A 21,469-nucleotide genomic window follows, 5' to 3' on the forward strand; every position below is an offset into this window, starting at 1 on the left:
TTCCTCCTCACCCAGTCATATATAGTGAATTTCTCTTGGGATATTTACGAATCTGGTTGGCAAACTATTTTTATGTTTTTTAAATTGAGAAGCGTCATTCCCGCCCATAATGCCTATAATATTTTCAGCTAAATTTGACTTAGTGCCCTCGCTGCTTTTTTCATTAATTTCAATGGTATTTTTAAGTAAGGATAAATCACTAGCATTAGCGATATTCATGCTTATACACCTATATCATTTAATACATTAATTCTTTATAACATACCATTGCATTAATCTCTTTCAATATTAGCTTAGGTTTATTTTAATTAATAAAAAACAAAGAGTTGTGTGTTGCGCGTATTTTTTCGCAACTCAGATCATATCAGGCCAGATATGTTCAAGAATTTTCCTACGTTCAGCCTGAGTCACAGCAGGCAGGGAGAAGAAGACGGGAATGAGGGCATCGCCCGATTATTCCCGCTGATGTAGGGCATTATTACCGATTGCCTGCCCGGCAGCCTCCAGGCCGCCGGGTTTAAAGCCATTACTGGTAACGTACGTCCAGCTTGCTGTAGGCTACCTTCGCTTCTGTACCGTCTCTGTCTTTGTCCTGATTATAGTTCCCGGCCTTAAAGTACAGCTGGATGCCCTTCCAGCCCTGCTCCGGGTAACTGAATGTTTTACTGGCCGTTTTCCCGTCTGCGCTGACTTCAATCGTGACTTTCATTCCGCCCGAAGTCCCTTTAGCCTTCAGCTTGTAATCAATCTTTTCGTTCAGCCCGATGCCGGATAACAGCGTGCTTCTCTTCTCCGCATCGCCATAATTTTCTTTAACGCCCGCAACCACCGCCCCGTTTTCCCAACGCAGCTTGAACATCTCCGATCCGCCGGGCTTATCGCCGTGGATCTGGGCGAAGATAATCGAGCGCGTAGACGGTGCCTGCACGATATAGACCGAGCCGCTTTGCTCGTTATCAAACTCGCTACCGTTAACGAAGTTCTGCGTGGCTCTTAATTCAACGCGCGGGAACTCACTGTGCGCCGTTGAACCGAACCCGGATGGCGCTTTAAACATGATTGCCCCCTCAGGGAGCGCCGAATCACAACCTTTGGAGCCGCCGCAATTGCTGTAAAAATACTGATTTTGCAATTCCGGGGTAATCTTCTCTTCCTTCACTTTTTGGCTGCTATCAAACGACTGCAATAAATAACTTTGGGTTAATACCGGGTAGTTTTCACCCGGCGCACCCTGTTCGCTTTTCGCCCAGGCACTGGCGCTCAACGCCGCCAGAAGCAGACCCGACGTTAACCCGTAAAGCTGGCTTTTACTCTTCATCTCTTACCCCAATGCAAATTTAAAACCGCTCGACAAGCTAATCATTAATTCCCGTAACGGCTTTACTTTAAATCTGTTAGCAATGGCATATCAGTAGTAACAACCGGTGTCCGGGTTCAAAATTTGATGAATTAAGGAAATAAACGGACAATTGCTCATGCTAAAGAGCAAATTTTAGCGCCGGGGGTGTGGTTTCAGACAACGCCAGAAATGAACACGCTGGCCCGGTGAACTGAGCCAGCGTTCTGAGTGACAGCAATTAGCGATATCTGTTACGCCATCGAGCTAAACTTATGCTTCAATTCCGGGTTGGAGTTAACGCGGGTCAAAAACTCTGAAAACTGGATTTTTTTGTTCGTTTCGCTACTGGATAAAAAATGTGATGGCATATGCAGGTGCTCGATATTTGCATAGCCTACGCCGTTTGGGAATGTTGCCCTTTTCCACTCTTTACCTTTAGTTGGCCGATTATCGCTATTGCTGATCCGGGTTAAGCTGCTGACTAGCTTACTCACGCCGCTACCAAATTTAGTCGCTCTTGATTTAATTGCGCTCAGCCCCTGCACAATCATTCTCCCTGCCAGCGATATGCCGATATTCATAATTTCCATTCCGTAAAAACATTTTTGAAGGCGTAGTTTTGCAGAACTCACGCCGTGATTGCTCTCAAAAATTGTTCATTTCTTACGGCTGGCGGGGCAATATCGACAGCTACCGCTGAGTTTGATACCAGACGTGCCGCAGCAGCGGGTGGCCTTCAGACACCATAGGATGGTCGAACTCACCTTCTCTCGTCATGCCGAGCTTCTCCATTACCCTCTGCGAAGGCATATTTGGCAGCGCGGTAAACGCCACAATGCTTTCAAGCCCGTACTCTTCGAAGCCGACACGCAGCGCCCGCGCCGCAGCCTCTGGCGCATAACCCTTGCCCCAAAAAGCCTTCCGCAGCCGCCAGCCTATTTCCACGCAGGGAGAAAATGGCAGCGTATAACCCGGCCGGTTTAACCCGACAAACCCGGCCAGTTCGCCGCTGCTCCGCTCTTCCAGAGCCCAGAAACCAAATCCGTTTTCAGCCATGCGCTGACGAAACGACTCAAGATAGTCCCGGCTTTCGTCCTCGGTTAGCGGATTCAGGAAATAGCGCATTACTTCCGGGTCAGCATTCATCTCGGCAAACGCGGGTAAATCTTCCTCGCGCCACGGGCGCAAAATAAGTCTTTCCGTTTGATACATTACGCCTTCTCCTCAAGTTGTCGGGCGATTAAACGTGACAACGTCACCGCGGCCTGCTGCTCTCTTTCCCCCCACGCCCATGAAGCGTTAAAGCGGAAGTAGTTGTCCCACGCTTTGCCGGTGGTAAACATTTTCCCGGGAGCAATGCTGATTTTATGCCCCAGAGCGCGCTCGCTTAGAAGGCTGGCATCGCAGCCTTCAGGAAGCTCGACCCATAAAAAATAGCCGCTTTCGCTGCGGTGAATTTTAACCGCCTCCGGCAGCAACTCTCTCAGGGCCTGCCACGCCTGCTGTTTGCGTTCGGCCAGCATGCGGCGAAGTTTACGCAGATGCGTGTCGTAGCGACGGGTCGCCAGGAAATCGACCAGCGCCAGCTGCATCGGCGAACTGGTGGATAAGGTACTCATCAGTTGAAGCTGCTGAATGCGGCGGGCATGTTTCCCGGCGGCTACCCAGCCAATGCGGAATCCGGCCACCAGACATTTGGAGAAGGATGAGCAATGCAGGGTCATTCCCTGCTCGTCATACGCCCTGGCCGGTAACGGCCTTTCCCGCCCATAATAAAGCTCGGTATAGACATCGTCCTCGATAAGCGTGACGTTATGGCGCTGCAATAGCTCAATCAGCTGCGCCTTTTTCTCCGCCGAAAGCGTCACGCCCAGCGGGTTCTGGCTATTGGTCATCAGCCAGCAGGCTTTCACCGGGTACTCCTTTAGCGCTCTGGCCAGCGCCTCAAGATCGATACCGCTGACCGGGTCGGTCGCCACCGACAGCGCTTTAAGCCGCAGGCGTTCCAGCGCCTGTAACGCGCCATAGAAGCACGGATTTTCCACAATAACCCAATCCCCCGGCTCGGTAACGGCCTGTAGACTGAGGTTTAGTGCCTCCAGCGCCCCGGCGGTGATAACAATCTCATCCGGGGAAACCTGAATCCCCTGCTGGGCATAGCGCTGCGCAATAGCGTGACGCAGCGCCTCATTACCCGGCGGCAGGCTTTCTATCACGCTGATGGCGGTCGCGGTCTTGCTCACCGCAGCCATTGAGCGGTTTAGCTGCTGTAAAGGGAAAAGGCGCGGGTCGGGAAACGCGGAACCGAAAGGCACTACCGAGGCGTCGCAGCTCGCCTGTAGCACATCGAAAATATAGGTATTGATATCGACAGTTTCATCGCTGGTGACCTGCACCGCAGCAGGTATACTGCGCGCCACAGAGCGAGGTGCAACGTAGTAGCCGGACTGAGGCCTGGCAACGATTGCGCCCTGGCTTTCAAGCATCTGGTAGGCGTGACCGACGGTCATAAAACTCATGCCGCTGTGCCGCACCTGCTCGCGCAGAGACGGCAGACGGTCGCCGGGCTGCCACACGCCAAGAGCAATCTGCTCGAGGATTTGCTGTGCCAGCTGCTGGTATTTTTTCATGCCCTGCTCCCTGTCTATATCAGAGCGCTAAAAATACGCTTTTTTACGCAACTGTTATAGTCAGAAAGTGATTTTTGTCGATGATAATCGAAAGTGGAAAATCGGGCGACGGCCGCCGCCCGATCGATAACGCTGGTTACCTGGAATCAGCTAAAGCCGTTTTCTCAACATAAGGCTTCATTAACTCATCCGCGGTTTTCTGAGCGGATTTCGCAGCCGCCTCCGGGTTCACTTTCTGGTCGTTAACTACCGCCGCCAGCTGGTTTTCCATCGCCTGGCGTACCGCCACCGTTTCGTAGGTCGAATACCACGGGTGGGCGTACTTAAGCTGCTCGAGGGCGATTTCCGCGCGCGGATCTTTTTGCAGATACTCTTTCATCTCCGGCGTGTCGTAAGAGGCTTTGAGCGGCGAGAAGTAGCCGGTAAAGCGGCTCCACTCTCCGTTGACTTTCGGGCTGACCAGATAAGTCAGGAACTGATAAGCCGCTTTTTTCTGCGCGTCGGAAATACCTTTGAAGCTGACCAGGCTGGCACCGCCGATAGGCACAGCGCGTTGCTCTTTGGCTGGCATCATGGCAACTTCCATATCGAAGTCTTTGCTGTTTTCACGCATAAAACCCAGCGCGCCGGTACTCAACATCGCCATACCCAGCTTGCCGCTAAAGAATGCCGCGCTGATCTGCTTAGAGTTCAGTACGCCGGAAGGCATTACCTTGTCGCGGTAGATCAAATCCTGCCAGAAGCGCAACGCGCCGATGGTGGTCGGCGAGTCGTAGTAAACTTCGCCCGGATAGTTTTCGTTGAAGTAGTTGCCGCCGTTGGCGCGAACCAGCGACGAGAAAATCCAGCCGCCGTAATCGTCATTGGTGGACGGCAGCATAATGCCCCACTGCCCTTTGCTGGCGTCGGTCAGCTTCTTCGCATCTGCCAGCATTTCCGCCCAGGTCTGCGGCGGGTGCTTGATCCCGGCCTGGTCAAACAGAGTTTTGTTGTAATAGAGAATTGGCGTGGAGTTGTGGAACGGAATGGCATACGTCACGCCCATCACCTGAGCATTCTTATGCATTGCGGGCCAGAAGTCGTTCATCAGGAAGTCACCCGCCTTACGGTTGCCGTATTTAAACAGCTCGTCCATCGGCAAGATTTCATCTTTTAGCGCCAGGTCGGTAGTAAAGTTGGCGGACATAATCACCAACGCAGGCGGTTGACCGGCCTTCTGCGCTGACTCGGCTTTGATTTTGGTGGTGTCGTAGCCGCCGGTGAAGATCCCGCGAACCTCAACATCCTGCTGCGAGTCGTTAAACGCTTTAATGACGCGGGTCATCTCCATCGTCAGTTTGCCGTCTACGGGCGCAGGGAACATAAAGTCGATTTTTTCTTTCGCCAGTGCCGCGCCGCTTAAAGCCAGCGAACAGCAAACGGCAAGCGCCCGCCATTTATGCATCAGGGGGTTAAACATGGTCAATCTCCTGGTGTAAGTTGTGGTGTTGGTCAATATGAAAAAGATGAACATCAGAGGGTGAAAAACCGAGGGTTAGCGTATCGCCTTTTTCTGGCACCACACCGCGATGGCGGCGGGTATAGCGTAACGTTCCCACGGGCGTGCTGACATGGAGCAGATAATCTGCCCCCATCAGTTCTCGTTGTACCACCGTGGCAGACAGCGTCAGTTGCCCTTCTTCCGGGCTATCGGTGATATGTTCCGGGCGAATACCCAGCCAGACGTTTGTCTGCGTAGAGGCAGACGGCGGCAGCGGCAGGTTTAAAACGTCGGGCTGCACCCGGGCTTCCGCGCAGGGTAAAGACAGCAGGTTCATCGCCGGGGAGCCGATAAATCCGGCTACAAAGAGGTTGGCGGGCCAGGCATAGAGATGTTCCGGTTTCCCCACCTGCTGCACCACGCCGCCGTTCATCACCACGATGCGGTCGGCCATAGACATCGCTTCCGTCTGGTCGTGGGTGACGTAAATGGTGCTGGTTTTAAGCTGCTGATGCAGCGCCATAATGCTGTCACGCACTTCGGTGCGCAGGCGTGCATCAAGGTTAGAAAGCGGTTCATCCATCAGAAACAGGCGCGGGTTACGCACGATGGCTCGCGCCATTGCCACGCGCTGCCGCTGGCCGCCAGAAAGTTTGGCCGGTTTTCTGTCCAGTAATTCTCCCAGCTGTAACAGCTTAGCCACCTGCTCAAGCCGTGGCTGCCAACTGCATTTATCTTCTTTGCGGATCTTCATGCCAAAGGTGATGTTGTCCCGCACCGTAAGATGAGGAAACAGCGCATAGTTCTGGAAGATCATCGCAAAGTTACGCTCGCGCGGCGACATAGCGGTGATGTTCTCATCGTTAAGCCAGATTTCCCCGGCGCTCACCTCTTCCAGCCCGGCCAGCATGCGCAGCAGCGTGCTTTTCCCGCAGCCGGATGGCCCCACCAGCACCACAAATTCACCGTCGTCAATGCTCAGCGACAGGTCATTAAGCGCCGCTTTGCCGTCGAACTGCTTGCTTACCTGATTCAGTCTTAACATGGCGATTAAAGCTCATCCGTTGGGCAGCTAATACTTGCGTCGTAAAGCCAGGGCCCGGCATAGTGCGCCAGCGAGTGCTGATAGCTGACCCACTGCGCGCCCACCTGGCGATGCATCAGGCAGGATGGCGGCGACAGGTCGTAATAAGGGCGGCTGTCTTCAAAGTGATACGGAACCTGGTGAACCGTTCCGGGAATAGTGGCGATGGTGGCCTGGCGATATTGGGTCATCGTCAGGCTGTGATTATGGCCGCAAAAAATGCGCACCAGCGCCGGGAAACGCTCGATAAGGTTCAGCAGCAGATGGCCGTTTTCGCAGGCGATAGGGTCCATCTGCGCGTTGCCCAGGCGCAGCGGCGGGTGGTGCATAAATACCGCCGTAGGCCGTTCGCCGCCGGCAATAAGCTGAGCTTCGAGCCAGGCAACGGTCTCCTCCGTGAGCCAGCCTTTGGACTGCCCCGCCAGGCTTGAGTCAATAAACAGCAGGCGAGTAGCAAAATCATCCACCGCGTAACGGATGTTTTGCGGGTCGTTGCCGAGCTGCGGGCAGAGCGGACGGAGGTATTCGATAAACTGCTCTTTATCGTCATGGTTGCCGGGAATCAAATACAGCGGCGACTTTATTGTGCCGAGAACCTGTTTCGCAACCTGGTACTCTTCCGGGTGACCGCAGTTAACGATATCACCACTGACAATCACCGCATCCGGGCGCTCGCGCAGGGCGTTAAGCTGTGAAGCCACGTCGGCATTCCCGGCATTGATATCAATAAAACCGTAGAGCTTCTGGTTCTGACTGCGGAAATGGGTGTCGGAAATATGCGCTAATAACATCACTCAACTCCTTATTTAATGCCTGAAAAACCAAAACTTCGCAGAAACTGCTTCTGGAAGGCGATAAAGGCCAGCATCAGCGGCAGGCAGACCATAATGGTCCCGGCGCTGATGGTGCCCCACTGGCCGCCGGACTCGGCGCCCATAGCAAAAGAGACCAGCCCGACGGTCAGCACCTGTTTATCCGGGTCGTTCAGCATCATCAGCGGCCACAGATATTCGTTCCAGTGATAGGTAATGCTCACGGTGGCAAACGCCAACACCGACGGCCAGCACATCGGCAGCAGTACGCGGTAGAGCACCTGCCACCAGCGGCAGCCCTCCATCAGCGCGGCCTCTTCAAGCTCTTTCGGAATGGCCAGAAACGCCTGACGCATCAAAAACACCCCGAAAGCCGAGGTGAAATACGGCATCATCACGCCTGTTAAGGTGTTGAGCAGCCCGAGGGCTTTCAGCGTCATCATGTTCGGCACCATCATCACCACAGGCATGACCATCAGCTGCACCAGGAACAGCAGGAACAGCGTCTGTTTGCCGCGAAACTCATGGCAGGCAAACACATAGCCAGCGGTGGTAATAGTGATTAACTGCACGAAGAATGTGCCAAAGCTGAAGATAACGGTATTGGCGTACAGACTCAGCCAGTCGGCGCTTTGCCAGGCGTCGCGGAAATTGTCCAGCGTCAGGGGGAAACGAGGCAGCACGGAGGCCATGCCCTCGCCAAAAGTGCTGGCGCTGAACGCAGAGGAGAGCATCCAGATAAACGGGCTGATCCAGAGCAGAGCCAGGCAGCACATCAGCACGCTGAGGGTGATGCCCTTCGATTTTCGCAGGCGAAACCACAGCGGTTGCGCCACGCTACGCGCGTTGACAACCGGGGAAGAAAACTCAACGCTCATGGTGTGCGCCCCTTTCCAGCAGCTTCAGATTAACGAATGAGAAGATAAACAGGCCAGCCAGCGTCAGGAAAGTCGCAGCGGAAGCTTTACCCAGATCGTGCGTATCCCAGGCAAGGCTCTGGATGTAATAAAGCAGCACCGTGGTCGAGTTGTCCGGCCCGCCCCGGGTCATTACCGCAACGTGGTCAATTTGGGTGATCGAGTAGATAAGCGCGGTGGTAATCACAAAGCTGAGCGTCGGGCGCAGCAGCGGCAGCGTTACCTTAAAGAACACCTGAGTGGAGCTTGCGCCTTCCATAATCGCCGCTTCACGGGCAGAGGACGGCAGGCTTTGCAGCCCGGCAAGGAAAAACAGCATGTAGTAACCGGCAAACTTCCACACGCCAATCAGCGCCAGGGCATAAAGCGCGCTATTGCTACGCCCCAGCCAGTTGTTGTTCATCGGCCCAAAGATTTTTGCCAGGTAGTAATCCAGCATTCCCATCCCCGGCATAAAGATAAACAGCCACAGCGCGGCCGCGCTGACCATCGGGATTATCATCGGAAAGAAGAATGCGGTGCGCAGCCAGCGGTTAACACGATGGTTTTCCCACAGCGAAACGGCCAGCAGCAGCGCTAACAATACGCCGGGAACCACGGTCAGCACGATGTAGACCAGGTTATTGAGAAGCGACTTCCAGAAAACCGCATCGGCAAACAGCCGAATATAGTTTCCGGCGGCGACATAAACGCCGGTATCGCTCGCCATGCGGGTATCGAACAGGCTGTCATAGACCGAACGTACCAGCGGAAACCAGGTGAAAAGCAGGAGAAAAATGAGAGACGGCGAGAGTATCAGCCAGGGGAGCCAGGGTCTTTTTTCCATTGTCCGAAGCCTGTAAGGGGGTCAGAAGTCAGGAAGTATGGGAGCGATATATGGCAAAAAAGTTACGGAGAAATGGCAGTTCAGCGACCATGAAACCTTGCTGCATCAGGGTTTATCGGGTAACTGCTTCTGGCTAAAGGAGAATCTCTTCACACGGATATATTCTCCGTGTGAAGAAAAATACGGCGGGACTAAAACGGATTACTGCATTTCAGCGAGGCTGGCGGATTGCGTTTTTCGGTTATACAGGCAAAGCTCTTTTCCCGGAGCCGGGCTGCTGTTCTTGGACTTGTAGCTTCCGGAAATAACCACTGCGGAATAGCCTACGTCATCGCTAAAATCGATACGTTTGCCCTCCACTTTTTTCTCCTGCAGGGCGCTAATTGCCAGGCAGCTCTTTTGAACATCTTTATCCAACGCCTTCCACGCCTCGTCGGAAGAGGCGAAGCTGCTAAAGGTAGCCAGCAGGACGGGAACAACGGCAAACGGCAGAATTTTCATACTCACCTCTTAGGCTGTTTTCCCCGGCTTTGCTAAGCCAGGTGGCTGATAATCTATAACATTATCAGTGCGGAATTATCTGTATTGTAGCCAATAACCCGCCCTACTTGCCCATTTTCGCCAACATTTCCGGACGCATAAACTTATTGATAACCAGCATAAACAGCAGCGAAGGCACCAGCAGGATCAGCGCGGTAATCGACGAAACCTGATAATTGCCGGACATGCTGGCGTTATACAGCAGCAGCGGCAGCGTGGTGATGTCCGGCGCGCCGACAAAGAAAGTACCGGTAAACTCATCCAGCGATTCCAGGAACACAAAGATCCCGGCGGCAACGATGCCCGGCGCAGCCTGCGGCAGCACGATATGCCAGAAGGTAAACAGCGGCCCCGCGCCCAGGTTGCGTGAAGCCCGGGCCTGTAGCGGGTCAACGGACGAAAACGCGGCTACGCAGATCCATACCGAATACATAAGCCCGTGTACGCTGTGCACCAGCACCACCCCGGCGACAGTGCCGTTAAGCCCCCACTGATAGAACAGCCGGGCGATATTCATATACACCGTCAGGTTCGGGAACGCCTGTGGGATCAGGAACAGCAGCATAAATAGCACCCGCAGCGGCATGGCACGGCGTGAAAGCGCAAACCCGGCCGGGATAGAAATAGCCAGGCAAACCAGCACCGACAGCACGGCAATAAAAACGCTGGTTAACAACGAGCCGGAGACATCGCTGTAGGGGCTGAACACCTGATACCAGTATTTAAGGCCCCACTGGCTGGGCAAAACATGCGGGTAAAACCAGCTTTCGGTCACCGTCCAGATAAGCAGGTTGAGCAGCGGGCCAAACATGGCGAACAGCATAAAAGCCAGCAGCAGCGCCTGCAGCAACCGGCCTGGCCGGGCTTTACGCCAGAGATAATTAAGCTTCATTTATTCGCCTCCTTTCTGGCGCAGGCTGTAGCGCAGATAAAACCAGGAAAGCGCGCCGCAAATCAGCAGTGAAATTACGCCCAGCGCGTTAGCCACCGCATAATCCCCGTAGGAATTCACGCGGAATGCCATATCCACCGTCACCATGGTTGGCGAACCGGTGCCTATCATCAGCGGAACGGAAAGCACCGACATCATAATCACCGTAGAAAGCACCAGCGCGACGCCCACGGCGGGCAGCACCTGAGGCAGAACAATGTCGAACAGAATGCGAGGCTTTGAAGCGCCAAGGTTTCTGGCCGCCAGAATTTGCGACTCGTCTAGCGCGGCCATCGCGCCGGAGATAAGCAAAGTGGCAAACGCCAGCTGCTTCCAGACAAAAGTAATAATGATGCCCTTCCAGCCCAGCCATGAAATAGTGTCCAGCGGCCCCACCATATCGGTTGCCACCAGCAGGTTATTCATCAGTCCGTTTTTGGCGAGAAAAGTGCGCATCATCTGGGCGGCGACGATAAAGGGAATAAACAGCGGCAGACGGTACAACACGCCCAACAGGCGCACAATCGGCCGACAGGATGAAAGCGTAATCACCGCCGACAGCGTGATGGAGAGCAGCGCCAACAGCGCCACCGAAACCAGCACCATTATCACGGTAAAAACGATATCGCTCGAATAGAGCGTAAATACCTTAGCGAAGTGTTGCAGAGTAAAAGCCTGAGTGTCCGAAGTAAAAGCGGCCACCAGCGAAAACCCAAGCGGGTAGAGAAATAACAGCGTAATCATCAGCGCGGCGGGACTGACCAGCAGCAGATATTTTAGCGAGACGCGCATAAGAAACCTTAATGCTCAGACAATAACGCTCAGGGCTGGCCTGAGCGTTCGGGAGTGATTAGTTGGAAACCTGGCTTTCATAGCCTTCTTTGATGTCGTCGAAATAAGGCGCAATCGGGAAGCTTTTACCGTAGTCGGCCAGCGCTTTCGGCGATATTTCTGCAAACAGCTTCTGCCAGGTTGCATCATCCAGCTTCGGCTTGACGTACTGCGCGTCTATTCCCGGATACCAGTTAAACTGCTTCACAATCCCTTCGGCCTGCACTTCCGGGCTGGTCGCCAGCTCGATAAATTCACGCGCCAGCTGAGGTTGTGCCGCTTTGGCCGGCGTCACGTAATACATTGGCTGCCCCGGCATGCCCGGTGCCAGCAGGGAAAGCTTGATTGAAGGCGGCAGCTTGCCCTGATCTTTCCAGGTGTAGAACATATCCACCCACACCGGCCCCATGGCGATTTCGCCTCGCGTCAGCATGTCCAGTGTGCCCGCGTTGCCCGGCGTAAAAGTGACATTTTTATTGAATTCTTTCAGCTTCTCAAAAGCCTGCGGCCAGTTTTTCTCCACGCCTTTATCGTAAGGCAAAGCGGAGAGGCGCTGGGCGTCGGTGCCATAGGCGTAAATCCAGCCCACCACGAAGCTGACGCCGGACATGCCGTTTTTAATACCGTTATAGCCGAACGCCTGCGGATGCTTTGCCGCCCAGGCGACCAGCTCGTCGTAGGAAGCCGGAGGCGCCTTCATGGTTTCGCTGTTCCACGCGATTGCCGTCTGGCTCAGGAACATCGGCATCACATAGCCTTCAACGTTCACGCCCAGCGCGTTTTTGGCGTTATCAGCCGTTACCATAGAACCGGTTTTAATCTGCTGACGATATTTTTCCAGCAGCCCTTTTTCCACCAGTTCGCCCCCGGCTTTCTGGTGCACCACCGCTACGTCGATATCCCAGGTTTTCGCTCCGCTTTGCTGCTGGGCGCTGAGTTTTTCAATTATCTTGTTCGAACCGGCATCGCCTGGCCCGGTACCGACTACGCGCACCTTAACGCCGGGGTGCGCTGCCTCAAACTTAGACCCGAGCCAGGTTTTAACGTAATCAACCATATTCTGGTCGCCCGCGGTGGCAACGTTGAGAATAGTTTCTGCATGAGCGCCGTAGCTCAGAAATAAAGCCGTAACTGCCGCAATCCTGGTTTTATTAAACATGACCAACCCTCAGAGTAATATAATGTTATCAAGCTGCGTGAGACGAACTAAAAATATGAAGCGCCGAGACAGGAACGGATAGCCTGACCTCACTATTTATTGAATAATTACCGACAGAATCAGCCAGAAGTAATTTTTCACCACAGCGAACGCCGTAGCGATAGTTATGCCCAATAAAAGCATGCTGTTCAACGATGCCCTCAAAGGTTAAACCGCCATCTGGCTTTTGATCATTTAATGCTGAAAGGAAAACATCCGAGCTGCGGAAGTAAATAAGCTGTCCATCGGCGGAAATAATATTATCCGCACCCATAAAGTCGGCGACAAAAGGCGTAGCCGGTCGCTGGTAAATCTCTTCCGGGGTACCAATTTGCTCAACCTGGCCGTTGTTCAGCACCACGATGCGGTCGGCCATTACCAGCGCCTCCTGCTGGTCGTGAGTGACGATAACCGAAGTGAACCCGAGCCTTTTCTGCAACTGCTTGATTTCGTGACGCACGCTGAGCCTGACCTTCGCATCGAGGTTAGACAGCGGCTCGTCCAGCACCAGCACGTCCGGCTCTATGGCCAGCGCCCTTGCCAGCGCAACCCGCTGCCGCTGCCCGCCGGAAAGCTCGGTTATTTTTGCCCCATCCAGGCCGTCCAGGTTAACTATCTGCAACAACTCTTCGACCCGCTTTTTAATATCTTCCCGCGGCCATTTACGCAATTTCAACCCATAGCCAATATTTTGCGCCACCGTTAAATGTGGCCACAAGGCATAACTCTGGAACACCATAGTGATATTTCTTTGCTCCGGCGAACTTTGGGTAATATCTCGCCCGGCGACGTTAATCTCGCCCTTCTCCACCGGGATAAAACCGCATAGCGCATTTAATAATGTTGTTTTCCCGCAGCCCGAAGGCCCCAGCAGCGCAATCATTTCACCTTTATTCACGGCGAGATCGATATTTTTTAACACCACCTTATCGCCGTAGCTGATTTGGAGGCTTGTTATATTCAGGTAGCTCATGGGCAATATCCGAAAATCTCTGTTTGGTGCATTTTCTTTCCAAAATGAACACGTGTTCATTTGACTGTAAAAAAAATGAAACGCCGCTCATGGATGATGTGAGCCTACTGTGGCGTGTGTTTGTGACACTTTAATTAACCGCGAAAAATTTTTAGCGAGGGATAATGAAAATCGACGTAATTGGCTGCGGCAGCGCCTTCTCCCGCTGGCAAAACACTTCTGCATTACGGGTCATTGATGATGAAAATCGGCAATGGCTCATCGACTGCGGCCCCACCGTTCCCAGGGCGCTGTGGCAGCGCGGCGGTGGAATTAATGACATCGACGTGCTGTTTTTTACCCACGTTCACCCTGACCACTGCACCGGGCTGACCGCCCTGCTCAACCACTGGAAGAGTTTTTCGCGCCACAAGCCGCTGATTATTTACAGCCAGCCCGGGCAAAGGGCGGTGCTGATGCAGCTGGCGCTTCTGGCTAACTGGCCGGAAACATCGCTCTGCTTTGCCATTGAGTGGCGAGACAGCCAGCCTGAGTTCAGCTGGCAGCACTGGCAAATTCGCACCGCACATACCCGCCATGAAATGGCTAACCTCGCGATACGCATCGACATCAGGGAACACAGCCTGTTTTATAGCGGCGATGGCCGCCCCACGCCAGAGTCCATTGCGCTGATGGCCGGAGCCGAACTGGCGTTTCAGGAGTGCGCTTCGCTATCTGAATTAGCCGATGACGCCTCCCACGGCGACTTCCCCGGCTGCCTGAAATTGTTTAACGACCTGGCGTTACCTGCGCTGGGGCTGTACCACTGCAACGACGCCATTTTACCGGCGCTAAAGCTGGCCTGCCGCCCTCACCCCGGGCTTTTCGTCAGCCATGACGGGCTGCAATATGACTTCCGCCAGCAGCGTTTTTACACCGAGGATTATCTGCCTTGAGTTCGTTGATAAAACAAAGCGTCACCGCCGAAGACGTGGCCCGCCGCGCCGGAGTCTCCCGTGCCGTTGTTTCCCGTGCGCTTAGCAATAACGGCAGCATCTCTCCCGCAACCCGCGAGCGCGTGCTACTGGTCGCTAAAGAACTGGGTTATCAGGTTAATTTTCTTGCCCAGGGACTTAATCGTCGGCGCAGCCATCTGATAGGCGTCATCGTATCGCGCATTAACGATCCTTTCCGCAGCAGCCTGTTGGACGGCCTGCTGGGTGAAATTCAGCGTCACGGATTTCAGGCTCTGGTAACCGAAATTCGCAGCGAGCAGGAGCTGGCAGACACTCTGCGGCATTTCGCCCAGTTTCGCGTTTCCGGCGTTATCGTCACCTCCGGCAAGCCGCCGGAAGCGCTGGTCAACGAGTGCGTACAGCAGCAAATTCCGGTGGTGGGCATCAACCGTCAGCCCGATATTCCCGGCGTTGATTACGTCTGCTCCGACAACGCGGCAGGCGCGGCGCTAGCCGCTGAGCAACTGGTACGAGGCGGCTGCCGCCGGTTTGGCTGGCTGAACAACGACAATTCGACCTGGGCGGGAAGAATGCGCGGCGAGGCATTCAGGTTGGCGTTGGACGAACTTGGCGTAGATACCGCGCGGAATCTGGTCACGCTTCTTGCCCCGCTGGAAGGTTATGACGGAGGCATGCAGGCAGTTGCGGCAATTGAACCGCCGCCGGAGGGAATTTTTTGCGCTAACGCCCAGCTCGCCTGTGGCTTTCTCGACGGCATGCGCCAGCAGGGTAAAGATGCACCTCAGGACTTCCAACTGATTGGTTTTGACAACACGCCGCAAACGGCGCAATACGGTTATCGACTTACCACGCTTAATCAGGATGTGGCCGAGATTTCCCGCCTGGCGCTGATGCACCTGCTGGAAAGAGCCCGCGATCCGTTACAGCCTTCGCGCACCAGCTGGGTGAAGGTTGACTTAATTCATCGACACACGTCGCTACCCACCACATAAGAGCAGAACATGACCGAACAGCAGCAGCAGGAACTATGCGAGTTAATACGTCAGGCTGGCGCCCATGCCCAGGCGCTGCGCGACAAGGGATTGCAGGTAGAAACCAAGGGGCGCCAGGACTTTGTCTCGCAGGCGGATGTTTTAGTTGAGCAACAGATTAAAAGCTGGCTACAGCAGCATTGCCCCGAAGACGGTTTCCTCGGGGAAGAGAGCGGCCTGGCCGAAGGCGAGCGCGGCGTGTGGGTGCTCGACCCGGTTGACGGCACAACCAATTTCATTCTCGGCATGGACTACTGGTGCGTATCTCTGGCCTATGTTCGCCAAAATACAATTGAGCTGGGCATTATCTATGCCCCGGATCGCGATGAATTCTTTTTCGCTCGCCACGGCGCAGGTTCCTGGCTCAATGGCAAACGGCTGAAACTGCACGACCCCGCGCCGGAAAGCGTGGTTATAGGCCTTGGCCGCTCCAGCCGCGCGCCGGTGCCGCTCTACGCACGCACTATTGAAGACTTGCTCAATGACGGTATGGAATACCGCCGCTTCGGCGCGGGCGCATTGATGCTGGCTCACGTTGCCGCGGGCCAGGTCCACGCCTACTACGAAGAGCACATGAACAGCTGGGACGCGCTGGCCGGGCTGCTGCTGATTACCGAGGCGGGCGGAACCAGCAATGCGTTTCTCGCCAATGACGGACTACTGCGCGGTAACCTTGTGCTGGCGGGCTGCAACAACGTTCAGGAACGGCTGTCGGCTTTGCTGGAAGCCTGAGTATTTTCCCCTGTTCCCGGCCCGCAACGTTATGCGGGCTGAGTTCTCTCAACGTTCGATAACAAAATCTTCATCATTGGTTCGCCAGCGCAGCGGAGGCGACAGGCTGTAGTTGCCTTCCTCCAGGAATCGGCGCTGCTCAAGATTGACCCTCGAAGTCTCTTCATGCGCCTTCTCTTCGCGCATAATTTTGACTCGCTCGTCGAGAAACGTGCTCAGCCAGGCTTTTTCATTCCCACCCTCTGCGGGCGGCAAGGTGCTGCGCAAGGCCGCAGAACGTATCCCGCCAAAAGCTTCACGCTGGTTGCCGGGGCCGTGCATAACCAGCGCATCGTAATAGATAAACTGGCCGAGAATACCCAAACCGTCAGCCTTCGCCTGCTTCACCGCCGGTGCCAGGTACTGCTCGTCAAGAATGCGGTCCTGCGCCGCCCGGAACTTTTCATCCCTAGCCGCCGCCTTCCAGTTTTGGATAAAGTCGGGTTCAAGCCCTTCGTGCGAGTCGTCATTATTTTCAGCCAGCCTGCGCAGCGCGGGTAAATACTCCGCCAGCCGGTTTGACGGCGCAAAGGAGGTATAGCGCTCAACCACGTCGAGCATATCGCCGTTGGCAGAAGTAAAGCCGATAAGCCCGGCGGTATAGCCGCGCCCGTCGTCAATATCCTCGATATAAGCATACTGCTTGCGCCAGTCCAGCGATGAGTTTTCGGCGCTCGAAACTAACTGCATCGCAATCTCTCGTTTTGCCGGAGAAAGCAAATCCTCAGCGCCAGCGGCACCCGAGAGCGAGATCCCCAGCAGCAAAGCAACCCCATAAACTCTCGGACACATAAGCCTCTCCCGGCTAATTAACTACAGGTATTTGGCAATTTCTTTGAATTCGCTAAGCGTCTCGTCCGCAGGGTGATGTTCACCGTTAAGCGCATCTTTCAGGCAGTGATCCAGATGATCGTGAATAAGCGTGCGCTTGGCGTTGGTTATTGCCTTCTCGACCGCCTGAAGCTGCTGGGTAATGTCCAGACAAGGTTTTTCATCCTCCAGCATCTGAATGGTGCTTTTCAGATGCCCGGCCGCCCGCTTCAGCCGCTTAATAATATCCGGGTGTGAGCTATGAATCGTCATTGATTAGCCTCTTGTGTTTTATGTTCCTGGGGCCAGATAGCAATGGCGGCGGCCAGCGATACCGCCGCAATCGTCGCCATCAGGGCGAATGCCGCCTTAACGCTAAAAGCCGCGCCAACCCAACCGGCCAACGGATAAGTTAGCAACCAGCATGAGTGTGAAAGCGCAAACTGAGCCGCAAATAAGGCCGGCCTGTCCTCTGCGGAGGACGAACGTTTGAGCAGCCTGCCGACCGGCGTTTGAGCCAGGGAATAACCTACCCCAAGCAGTAGCCAAAGTGCGAGCAGCATCCGGTAATTATGGATAAATATTCCTGCCCCCAGCCCCACAACCAGCAGCAGCGTTCCTGCCAGCATCGGCAGGCGATCGCTAATGGAATCCAACAGCCTGGGCAGGAGTAACGCGGCCAGCATCGAACCGAGGCCAAACAGCGCCAACGCGGCGGCAGTCGAGCTTTGCGGCAGGCCGAACCCCGCCTGTACCAGCACCACGGTATTAACAATAACCATCGAACTGGCGGCGGCGACCGCCATATTAAGCGCCAGCAATCCCCTTAGACGCGGCGTAGCGAGAAAAATGCGTATCCCGCTGGTCGCTTTGTCATAAAAACTACGCGGCGCGACGGCGGAACGGGCTTTTGGCAGGCTGGATGAAACCACCAGAGCGGCAGAGGCCATAAACCCCAGCGCGGTTCCGGCAAACAAATTATGAAAGCTCATCATCGTTAGCAGCGCGGCGGCCAGTACCGGGCTTATCACACTCTCAAGATCGTAGGCCAGGCGGGAAAGTGAAAGCGCCCTGGTATAATCCCGCTCCTGCGGCAGAATATCGGGGATTGTGGCCTGAAACGTCGGCGTGAACGCCGCGGATGCGGACTGAAGAACAAAAATCAGAATATAGATTTCCCAAACCTGGCTGACGAACGGTAACGCGAGAGCGGCCAGAGCCCGCACCAGGTCCAGCGCCACCAGCATACTACGCCGGGGGAATCGTTCAGCAAGAGCCGTCGCAAAAGGAGCGACCAGAATATAAGCGCTCATTTTGATAGCCAGCGCGGTTCCCAGCACGGCCCCCGCTCTGTCTCCGGCCATATCGTAAGCCAATAGCCCAAGCGCCACGGTTGCAAGACCGGTGCCGATAAGCGCGATAACCTGCGCCATAAACAGATGTCTGTAAGTACGGTTGGCAAGAATAGCTAACATATAACACCCCCGAAAACATGAGATCAAATATCCCCCACGGGGGATGCAGGGAGCATAGAGAGGCGCAGTAAAAATGACAATCAATATCCTGGGTGGGGGGATGTAAAATATGGTAAGCAATTGAGAGAAATGAAGTTAAAAATTGAGCCTTTGATAGCAGTGTGGGAAGCAAACCATGACGCACCGGCCAATCTATAACAGGGCCTTAAGAAAACGTGCTATTCGCAAACTGTTATACCTTTATCCCGCCTCTCTGTTTCTACAACCCGAAAGAGACGAGGCCTACAATCGAGCCGAATAATTTGCTATGCGGAGTTCTGCATGTTCGGTTTAGACGCTTTCCACCTCGCGAGGATCCAGTTTGCTTTTACTGTCTCCTTCCACATTATTTTCCCGGCTATCACCATCGGTCTTGCCAGCTACCTCGCGGTGCTGGAGGGGCTGTGGCTGAGGTCTAAAAATCCGGTGTACCGCTCGCTGTACCAGTTCTGGTCAAAAATTTTTGCCGTTAACTTTGGTATGGGCGTGGTCTCCGGGCTGGTGATGGCTTATCAATTTGGCACCAACTGGAGCGGGTTCTCGCAGTTTGCGGGCAGTATTACCGGCCCCCTGCTGACCTACGAAGTTCTCACCGCCTTCTTCCTCGAAGCGGGTTTCCTCGGCGTAATGCTGTTCGGCTGGAACCGCGTTGGCCCCGGCCTGCACTTCTTCGCCACCTGTATGGTGGCGCTCGGCACCATTATCTCGACCTTCTGGATCCTCGCGTCTAACAGCTGGATGCAAACGCCACAGGGCTTCGAGATCCACAACGGGCAGGTGGTGCCGGTAGACTGGCTGGCGGTGGTGTTTAACCCCTCCTTCCCTTACCGCCTGCTGCACATGTCGGTGGCCGCGTTCCTCAGCAGCGCCTTTTTTGTTGGCGCCTCTGCCGCATGGCACCTGCTGCGCGGTAATAACAGCCCGGCAATCCGCACGATGTTTTCAATGGCGCTGTGGATGGCAGTCATTGTCGCCCCGCTTCAGGCGATGATCGGCGATATGCACGGCCTGAATACTCTCAAGCATCAACCGGCGAAAATAGCCGCCATTGAAGGCCACTGGGAAAACGTTCCAGGCGAACCTACTCCTCTGCTGCTGTTTGGGCTGCCGGATATGGAACAGGAGCGCACGCGCTACGGCCTCGAAATCCCTGCCCTTGGCAGCCTGATCCTGACCCACAGCCTGGACAAACAGGTTCCGGCGCTGAAGGAGTTTCCAAAGGAAGACCGGCCTAACTCGCCGATTGTTTTCTGGTCGTTTCGCATTATGGCCGGGCTGGGCATGCTGATGATCGCACTCGGCATTGCCAGCCTGTGGCTGCGTTATCGCCAGCGCCTGTATACCAGCCGCCCGTTCCTGCATTTTGCGCTGTGGATGGGGCCTTCTGGGCTGATTGCCATTCTCGCCGGATGGGTCACCACCGAAGTTGGCCGCCAGCCGTGGGTCGTTTACGGCCTGCTGCGCACTAAAGATGCCGTCTCAGCCCACGGAACGCTGCAAATGAGCATCAGTCTCGCCGCCTTCTTCGTGGTTTATATGTCGGTGTTCGGCATCGGGTATAGCTACATGATCCGGCTTATCAGAAAAGGGCCACAGCCATTTGACGGCGACTCACCGGCCACCGGCACTCCGGCACGCCCGCTTTCTGCGGTGACAGAATCTCTTGAGGAGCAGCGCTAATGGGCATCGATTTATCCGTTATCTGGTTCGTTATCATCGTCTTTGCCACCCTGATGTATATCGTGATGGACGGCTTTGACCTGGGCATTGGCATTCTTTTCCCCTTCATCCGCAGCGGAGAAGATCGTGACGTGATGGTCAACAGCGTTACGCCGGTATGGGACGGGAACGAAACCTGGCTGGTACTCGGCGGCGCGGCGCTGTTCGGGGCATTCCCTCTGGCTTATGCCGTCATCATAGATGCGCTGACTATTCCGCTAACGCTGATGCTGGTGGGTCTGATTTTCCGCGGCGTGGCGTTTGAGTTTCGCTTTAAGGCAACGCCCGCTCACCGCCCGTTCTGGGATCAAGCCTTTCTGGGCGGCTCTATTCTGGCGACTTTTTGCCAGGGGATTGTGGTTGGCGCGGTGATTTCCGGCTTTGAAGTTAGCGGCCGTCAGTTTGCCGGGAGCCAACTCGACTGGCTTACCCCTTTCAACTTGTTCTGCGGCGTGGGGCTGACCATCGCTTATGCCCTCCTTGGCGCAACCTGGCTTGTGATGAAAAGTGAAGGCGCTTTGCATCACAAAATGCGCATCCTGACCTCCGGCCTGCTGCTGGGTCTGCTGGCGGTGATTGCCGCGATAAGCATCTGGACGCCACTGCGCCACCCGGCCATTGCGATACGCTGGTTCAGCATGCCAAACCTGCTGTTCTTGCTGCCGGTTCCGCTGCTGGTTGTGTTGTGTAGCCTGTGGCTGTGGCGCAGCGTTCGCTCGCACCAAAGCCTGCACTCAACGCCGTTTGTGCTGACTCTGGGGCTTGTCTTCCTCGGTTTTAGCGGCCTCGGCATCAGCATCTGGCCTAATATCATCCCGCCGGGCATCACGCTGTGGGACGCGGCCGCGCCGCCGCAGAGCCAGGGCTTCATGCTGGTTGGCGCGCTGTTTATTATCCCGATAATCCTGGTTTACACCTTCTGGAGCTACTACGTGTTTCGCGGCAAAGTGCAGCCCGGGGAGGGATATCACTGATGAAACAGACGGCCAAAAGAGTGATGTGGATGGTGATTTTATGGAGCGCCAGCGTATTAGCGCTGGCCGCCGTAGGAATGGGGTTTCGTTTATTGATGAACGCAGCCGGATTTAAGTCATAGCTATTCTCGGG

24 protein-coding genes are annotated in these 21,469 nt (G+C 54.9%); 6 read left to right on the forward strand and 18 right to left on the reverse strand.

Annotated features, from left to right (window positions below; all coding sequences use genetic code 11):
* Window positions 1-15: 15 nt before the first annotated feature.
* The 15 genes from ACG1VR_RS12050 to ACG1VR_RS12120 all read right to left on the reverse strand — a co-directional run bounded on the left by ACG1VR_RS12050 (window position 16) and on the right by ACG1VR_RS12120 (window position 13,561).
* Window positions 16-219 (reverse strand): hypothetical protein, encoded by a 204-nt coding sequence (locus tag ACG1VR_RS12050; protein WP_395488872.1) that lies wholly within the window; start codon window positions 217-219, stop codon window positions 16-18.
* Between the two features lie 307 nt (window positions 220-526).
* Window positions 527-1,318: a polysaccharide lyase family 7 protein gene (locus tag ACG1VR_RS12055; protein WP_395488873.1), complete on the reverse strand. Its 792-nt coding sequence runs from the start codon at window positions 1,316-1,318 to the stop codon at window positions 527-529.
* A 272-nt stretch (window positions 1,319-1,590) separates the two neighbouring features.
* Window positions 1,591-1,920, reverse strand: a complete 330-nt coding sequence (locus tag ACG1VR_RS12060) for a hypothetical protein (RefSeq protein ID WP_395488874.1) — start codon at window positions 1,918-1,920, stop codon at window positions 1,591-1,593.
* A gap of 109 nt (window positions 1,921-2,029) precedes the next feature.
* Entirely contained in the window at window positions 2,030-2,551 is a 522-nt protein-coding gene (locus tag ACG1VR_RS12065) for a GNAT family N-acetyltransferase (protein WP_395488875.1), read from the reverse strand.
* Window positions 2,551-3,969, reverse strand: a complete 1,419-nt coding sequence (locus tag ACG1VR_RS12070) for a PLP-dependent aminotransferase family protein (RefSeq protein ID WP_395488876.1) — start codon at window positions 3,967-3,969, stop codon at window positions 2,551-2,553. Before ACG1VR_RS12070 ends, ACG1VR_RS12065 begins: the two co-directional genes overlap by 1 nt.
* A 136-nt stretch (window positions 3,970-4,105) precedes the next feature.
* Complete coding sequence (locus ACG1VR_RS12075) at window positions 4,106-5,413, reverse strand: ABC transporter substrate-binding protein (RefSeq protein ID WP_395491102.1); 1,308 nt, start codon at window positions 5,411-5,413, stop codon at window positions 4,106-4,108.
* A gap of 7 nt (window positions 5,414-5,420) precedes the next feature.
* The gene (locus tag ACG1VR_RS12080) at window positions 5,421-6,494 is read right to left on the reverse strand and encodes an ABC transporter ATP-binding protein (RefSeq protein WP_395488877.1); all 1,074 of its coding nucleotides are present in this window, start codon (window positions 6,492-6,494) and stop codon (window positions 5,421-5,423) included.
* Window positions 6,495-6,499: 5 nt separating this feature from the next.
* Complete coding sequence (locus tag ACG1VR_RS12085; RefSeq protein WP_395488878.1) at window positions 6,500-7,324, reverse strand: phosphodiesterase; 825 nt, start codon at window positions 7,322-7,324, stop codon at window positions 6,500-6,502.
* 11 nt (window positions 7,325-7,335) lie between these two features.
* Complete coding sequence (locus ACG1VR_RS12090) at window positions 7,336-8,223, reverse strand: carbohydrate ABC transporter permease (RefSeq protein ID WP_016536389.1); 888 nt, start codon at window positions 8,221-8,223, stop codon at window positions 7,336-7,338.
* Window positions 8,213-9,088, reverse strand: coding sequence for a carbohydrate ABC transporter permease (locus ACG1VR_RS12095; protein ID WP_016536388.1), 876 nt, complete (start codon window positions 9,086-9,088; stop codon window positions 8,213-8,215). Before ACG1VR_RS12095 ends, ACG1VR_RS12090 begins: the two co-directional genes overlap by 11 nt.
* 201 nt (window positions 9,089-9,289) lie before the next feature.
* On the reverse strand, window positions 9,290-9,589 hold the full coding sequence (locus tag ACG1VR_RS12100) for a hypothetical protein (RefSeq protein ID WP_395488879.1): 300 nt from the start codon (window positions 9,587-9,589) through the stop codon (window positions 9,290-9,292).
* Between the two features lie 103 nt (window positions 9,590-9,692).
* Window positions 9,693-10,520 carry an ABC transporter permease gene (locus tag ACG1VR_RS12105; protein ID WP_395488880.1) on the reverse strand — a complete coding sequence of 276 codons (828 nt, stop codon included), beginning with the start codon at window positions 10,518-10,520 and terminating at the stop codon, window positions 9,693-9,695.
* A complete protein-coding gene (locus ACG1VR_RS12110) occupies window positions 10,521-11,351 on the reverse strand; it encodes an ABC transporter permease (RefSeq protein WP_395488881.1) in 831 nt (276 codons plus the stop codon).
* Between the two features lie 58 nt (window positions 11,352-11,409).
* Window positions 11,410-12,549, reverse strand: coding sequence for an extracellular solute-binding protein (locus ACG1VR_RS12115; RefSeq protein WP_395488882.1), 1,140 nt, complete (start codon window positions 12,547-12,549; stop codon window positions 11,410-11,412).
* A 28-nt stretch (window positions 12,550-12,577) separates the two neighbouring features.
* Window positions 12,578-13,561: an ABC transporter ATP-binding protein gene (locus ACG1VR_RS12120; RefSeq protein ID WP_395488883.1), complete on the reverse strand. Its 984-nt coding sequence runs from the start codon at window positions 13,559-13,561 to the stop codon at window positions 12,578-12,580.
* A gap of 164 nt (window positions 13,562-13,725) precedes the next feature.
* Between ACG1VR_RS12120 and ACG1VR_RS12125 the strand changes: the two genes are divergently transcribed.
* The 3 genes from ACG1VR_RS12125 to ACG1VR_RS12135 are packed head-to-tail and all read left to right on the forward strand — an operon-like array spanning window position 13,726 to window position 16,280.
* A complete protein-coding gene (locus ACG1VR_RS12125; protein WP_395488884.1) occupies window positions 13,726-14,496 on the forward strand; it encodes an MBL fold metallo-hydrolase in 771 nt (256 codons plus the stop codon).
* Between the two features lie 5 nt (window positions 14,497-14,501).
* The gene (locus ACG1VR_RS12130; protein WP_395491103.1) at window positions 14,502-15,509 is read left to right on the forward strand and encodes a LacI family DNA-binding transcriptional regulator; all 1,008 of its coding nucleotides are present in this window, start codon (window positions 14,502-14,504) and stop codon (window positions 15,507-15,509) included.
* Between the two features lie 9 nt (window positions 15,510-15,518).
* Window positions 15,519-16,280 (forward strand): inositol monophosphatase family protein, encoded by a 762-nt coding sequence (locus ACG1VR_RS12135; protein ID WP_395488885.1) that lies wholly within the window; start codon window positions 15,519-15,521, stop codon window positions 16,278-16,280.
* 48 nt (window positions 16,281-16,328) lie between these two features.
* Here the strand turns inward: ACG1VR_RS12135 and ACG1VR_RS12140 are convergent, their stop codons facing one another.
* The 3 genes from ACG1VR_RS12140 to ACG1VR_RS12150 are packed head-to-tail and all read right to left on the reverse strand — an operon-like array spanning window position 16,329 to window position 18,604.
* The gene (locus ACG1VR_RS12140; protein WP_395488886.1) at window positions 16,329-17,111 is read right to left on the reverse strand and encodes a chitosanase; all 783 of its coding nucleotides are present in this window, start codon (window positions 17,109-17,111) and stop codon (window positions 16,329-16,331) included.
* Window positions 17,112-17,132: 21 nt separating this feature from the next.
* Window positions 17,133-17,402, reverse strand: coding sequence for a metal-sensing transcriptional repressor (locus tag ACG1VR_RS12145; RefSeq protein WP_016536373.1), 270 nt, complete (start codon window positions 17,400-17,402; stop codon window positions 17,133-17,135).
* Window positions 17,399-18,604 (reverse strand): MFS transporter, encoded by a 1,206-nt coding sequence (locus tag ACG1VR_RS12150; RefSeq protein WP_395488887.1) that lies wholly within the window; start codon window positions 18,602-18,604, stop codon window positions 17,399-17,401. Before ACG1VR_RS12150 ends, ACG1VR_RS12145 begins: the two co-directional genes overlap by 4 nt.
* A 321-nt stretch (window positions 18,605-18,925) precedes the next feature.
* Between ACG1VR_RS12150 and ACG1VR_RS12155 the strand changes: the two genes are divergently transcribed.
* The 3 genes from ACG1VR_RS12155 to ACG1VR_RS12165 are packed head-to-tail and all read left to right on the forward strand — an operon-like array spanning window position 18,926 to window position 21,458.
* Window positions 18,926-20,323, forward strand: coding sequence for a cytochrome ubiquinol oxidase subunit I (locus tag ACG1VR_RS12155; protein ID WP_016536370.1), 1,398 nt, complete (start codon window positions 18,926-18,928; stop codon window positions 20,321-20,323).
* Window positions 20,323-21,336 (forward strand): cytochrome d ubiquinol oxidase subunit II, encoded by a 1,014-nt coding sequence (cydB, locus tag ACG1VR_RS12160; protein WP_395488888.1) that lies wholly within the window; start codon window positions 20,323-20,325, stop codon window positions 21,334-21,336. The genes ACG1VR_RS12155 and cydB overlap by 1 nt, the downstream gene beginning before the upstream one ends.
* A complete protein-coding gene (locus ACG1VR_RS12165) occupies window positions 21,336-21,458 on the forward strand; it encodes a DUF2474 domain-containing protein (RefSeq protein ID WP_016536368.1) in 123 nt (40 codons plus the stop codon). Before cydB ends, ACG1VR_RS12165 begins: the two co-directional genes overlap by 1 nt.
* Window positions 21,459-21,469: the final 11 nt, after the last annotated feature.

The organism is Cedecea davisae (assembly GCF_044095835.1).
GTDB classification, from domain to species: domain Bacteria; phylum Pseudomonadota; class Gammaproteobacteria; order Enterobacterales; family Enterobacteriaceae; genus Cedecea; species Cedecea davisae.

What these genes read in the sequence shown, in the direction of transcription:
- ACG1VR_RS12050 (WP_395488872.1), bottom strand. Translation starts at nt 219, where the DNA reads ATGAATATCGCTAATGCTAGTGATTTATCCTTACTTAAAAATACCATT.
- ACG1VR_RS12055 (WP_395488873.1), bottom strand. Translation starts at nt 1,318, where the DNA reads ATGAAGAGTAAAAGCCAGCTTTACGGGTTAACGTCGGGTCTGCTTCTG.
- ACG1VR_RS12060 (WP_395488874.1), bottom strand. Translation starts at nt 1,920, where the DNA reads ATGAATATCGGCATATCGCTGGCAGGGAGAATGATTGTGCAGGGGCTG.
- ACG1VR_RS12065 (WP_395488875.1), bottom strand. Translation starts at nt 2,551, where the DNA reads ATGTATCAAACGGAAAGACTTATTTTGCGCCCGTGGCGCGAGGAAGAT.
- ACG1VR_RS12070 (WP_395488876.1), bottom strand. Translation starts at nt 3,969, where the DNA reads ATGAAAAAATACCAGCAGCTGGCACAGCAAATCCTCGAGCAGATTGCT.
- ACG1VR_RS12075 (WP_395491102.1), bottom strand. Translation starts at nt 5,413, where the DNA reads ATGCATAAATGGCGGGCGCTTGCCGTTTGCTGTTCGCTGGCTTTAAGC.
- ACG1VR_RS12080 (WP_395488877.1), bottom strand. Translation starts at nt 6,494, where the DNA reads ATGTTAAGACTGAATCAGGTAAGCAAGCAGTTCGACGGCAAAGCGGCG.
- ACG1VR_RS12085 (WP_395488878.1), bottom strand. Translation starts at nt 7,324, where the DNA reads ATGTTATTAGCGCATATTTCCGACACCCATTTCCGCAGTCAGAACCAG.
- ACG1VR_RS12090 (WP_016536389.1), bottom strand. Translation starts at nt 8,223, where the DNA reads ATGAGCGTTGAGTTTTCTTCCCCGGTTGTCAACGCGCGTAGCGTGGCG.
- ACG1VR_RS12095 (WP_016536388.1), bottom strand. Translation starts at nt 9,088, where the DNA reads ATGGAAAAAAGACCCTGGCTCCCCTGGCTGATACTCTCGCCGTCTCTC.
- ACG1VR_RS12100 (WP_395488879.1), bottom strand. Translation starts at nt 9,589, where the DNA reads ATGAAAATTCTGCCGTTTGCCGTTGTTCCCGTCCTGCTGGCTACCTTT.
- ACG1VR_RS12105 (WP_395488880.1), bottom strand. Translation starts at nt 10,520, where the DNA reads ATGAAGCTTAATTATCTCTGGCGTAAAGCCCGGCCAGGCCGGTTGCTG.
- ACG1VR_RS12110 (WP_395488881.1), bottom strand. Translation starts at nt 11,351, where the DNA reads ATGCGCGTCTCGCTAAAATATCTGCTGCTGGTCAGTCCCGCCGCGCTG.
- ACG1VR_RS12115 (WP_395488882.1), bottom strand. Translation starts at nt 12,549, where the DNA reads ATGTTTAATAAAACCAGGATTGCGGCAGTTACGGCTTTATTTCTGAGC.
- ACG1VR_RS12120 (WP_395488883.1), bottom strand. Translation starts at nt 13,561, where the DNA reads ATGAGCTACCTGAATATAACAAGCCTCCAAATCAGCTACGGCGATAAG.
- ACG1VR_RS12125 (WP_395488884.1), top strand. Translation starts at nt 13,726, where the DNA reads ATGAAAATCGACGTAATTGGCTGCGGCAGCGCCTTCTCCCGCTGGCAA.
- ACG1VR_RS12135 (WP_395488885.1), top strand. Translation starts at nt 15,519, where the DNA reads ATGACCGAACAGCAGCAGCAGGAACTATGCGAGTTAATACGTCAGGCT.
- ACG1VR_RS12140 (WP_395488886.1), bottom strand. Translation starts at nt 17,111, where the DNA reads ATGTGTCCGAGAGTTTATGGGGTTGCTTTGCTGCTGGGGATCTCGCTC.
- ACG1VR_RS12145 (WP_016536373.1), bottom strand. Translation starts at nt 17,402, where the DNA reads ATGACGATTCATAGCTCACACCCGGATATTATTAAGCGGCTGAAGCGG.
- ACG1VR_RS12150 (WP_395488887.1), bottom strand. Translation starts at nt 18,604, where the DNA reads ATGTTAGCTATTCTTGCCAACCGTACTTACAGACATCTGTTTATGGCG.
- ACG1VR_RS12155 (WP_016536370.1), top strand. Translation starts at nt 18,926, where the DNA reads ATGTTCGGTTTAGACGCTTTCCACCTCGCGAGGATCCAGTTTGCTTTT.
- cydB (WP_395488888.1), top strand. Translation starts at nt 20,323, where the DNA reads ATGGGCATCGATTTATCCGTTATCTGGTTCGTTATCATCGTCTTTGCC.
- ACG1VR_RS12165 (WP_016536368.1), top strand. Translation starts at nt 21,336, where the DNA reads ATGAAACAGACGGCCAAAAGAGTGATGTGGATGGTGATTTTATGGAGC.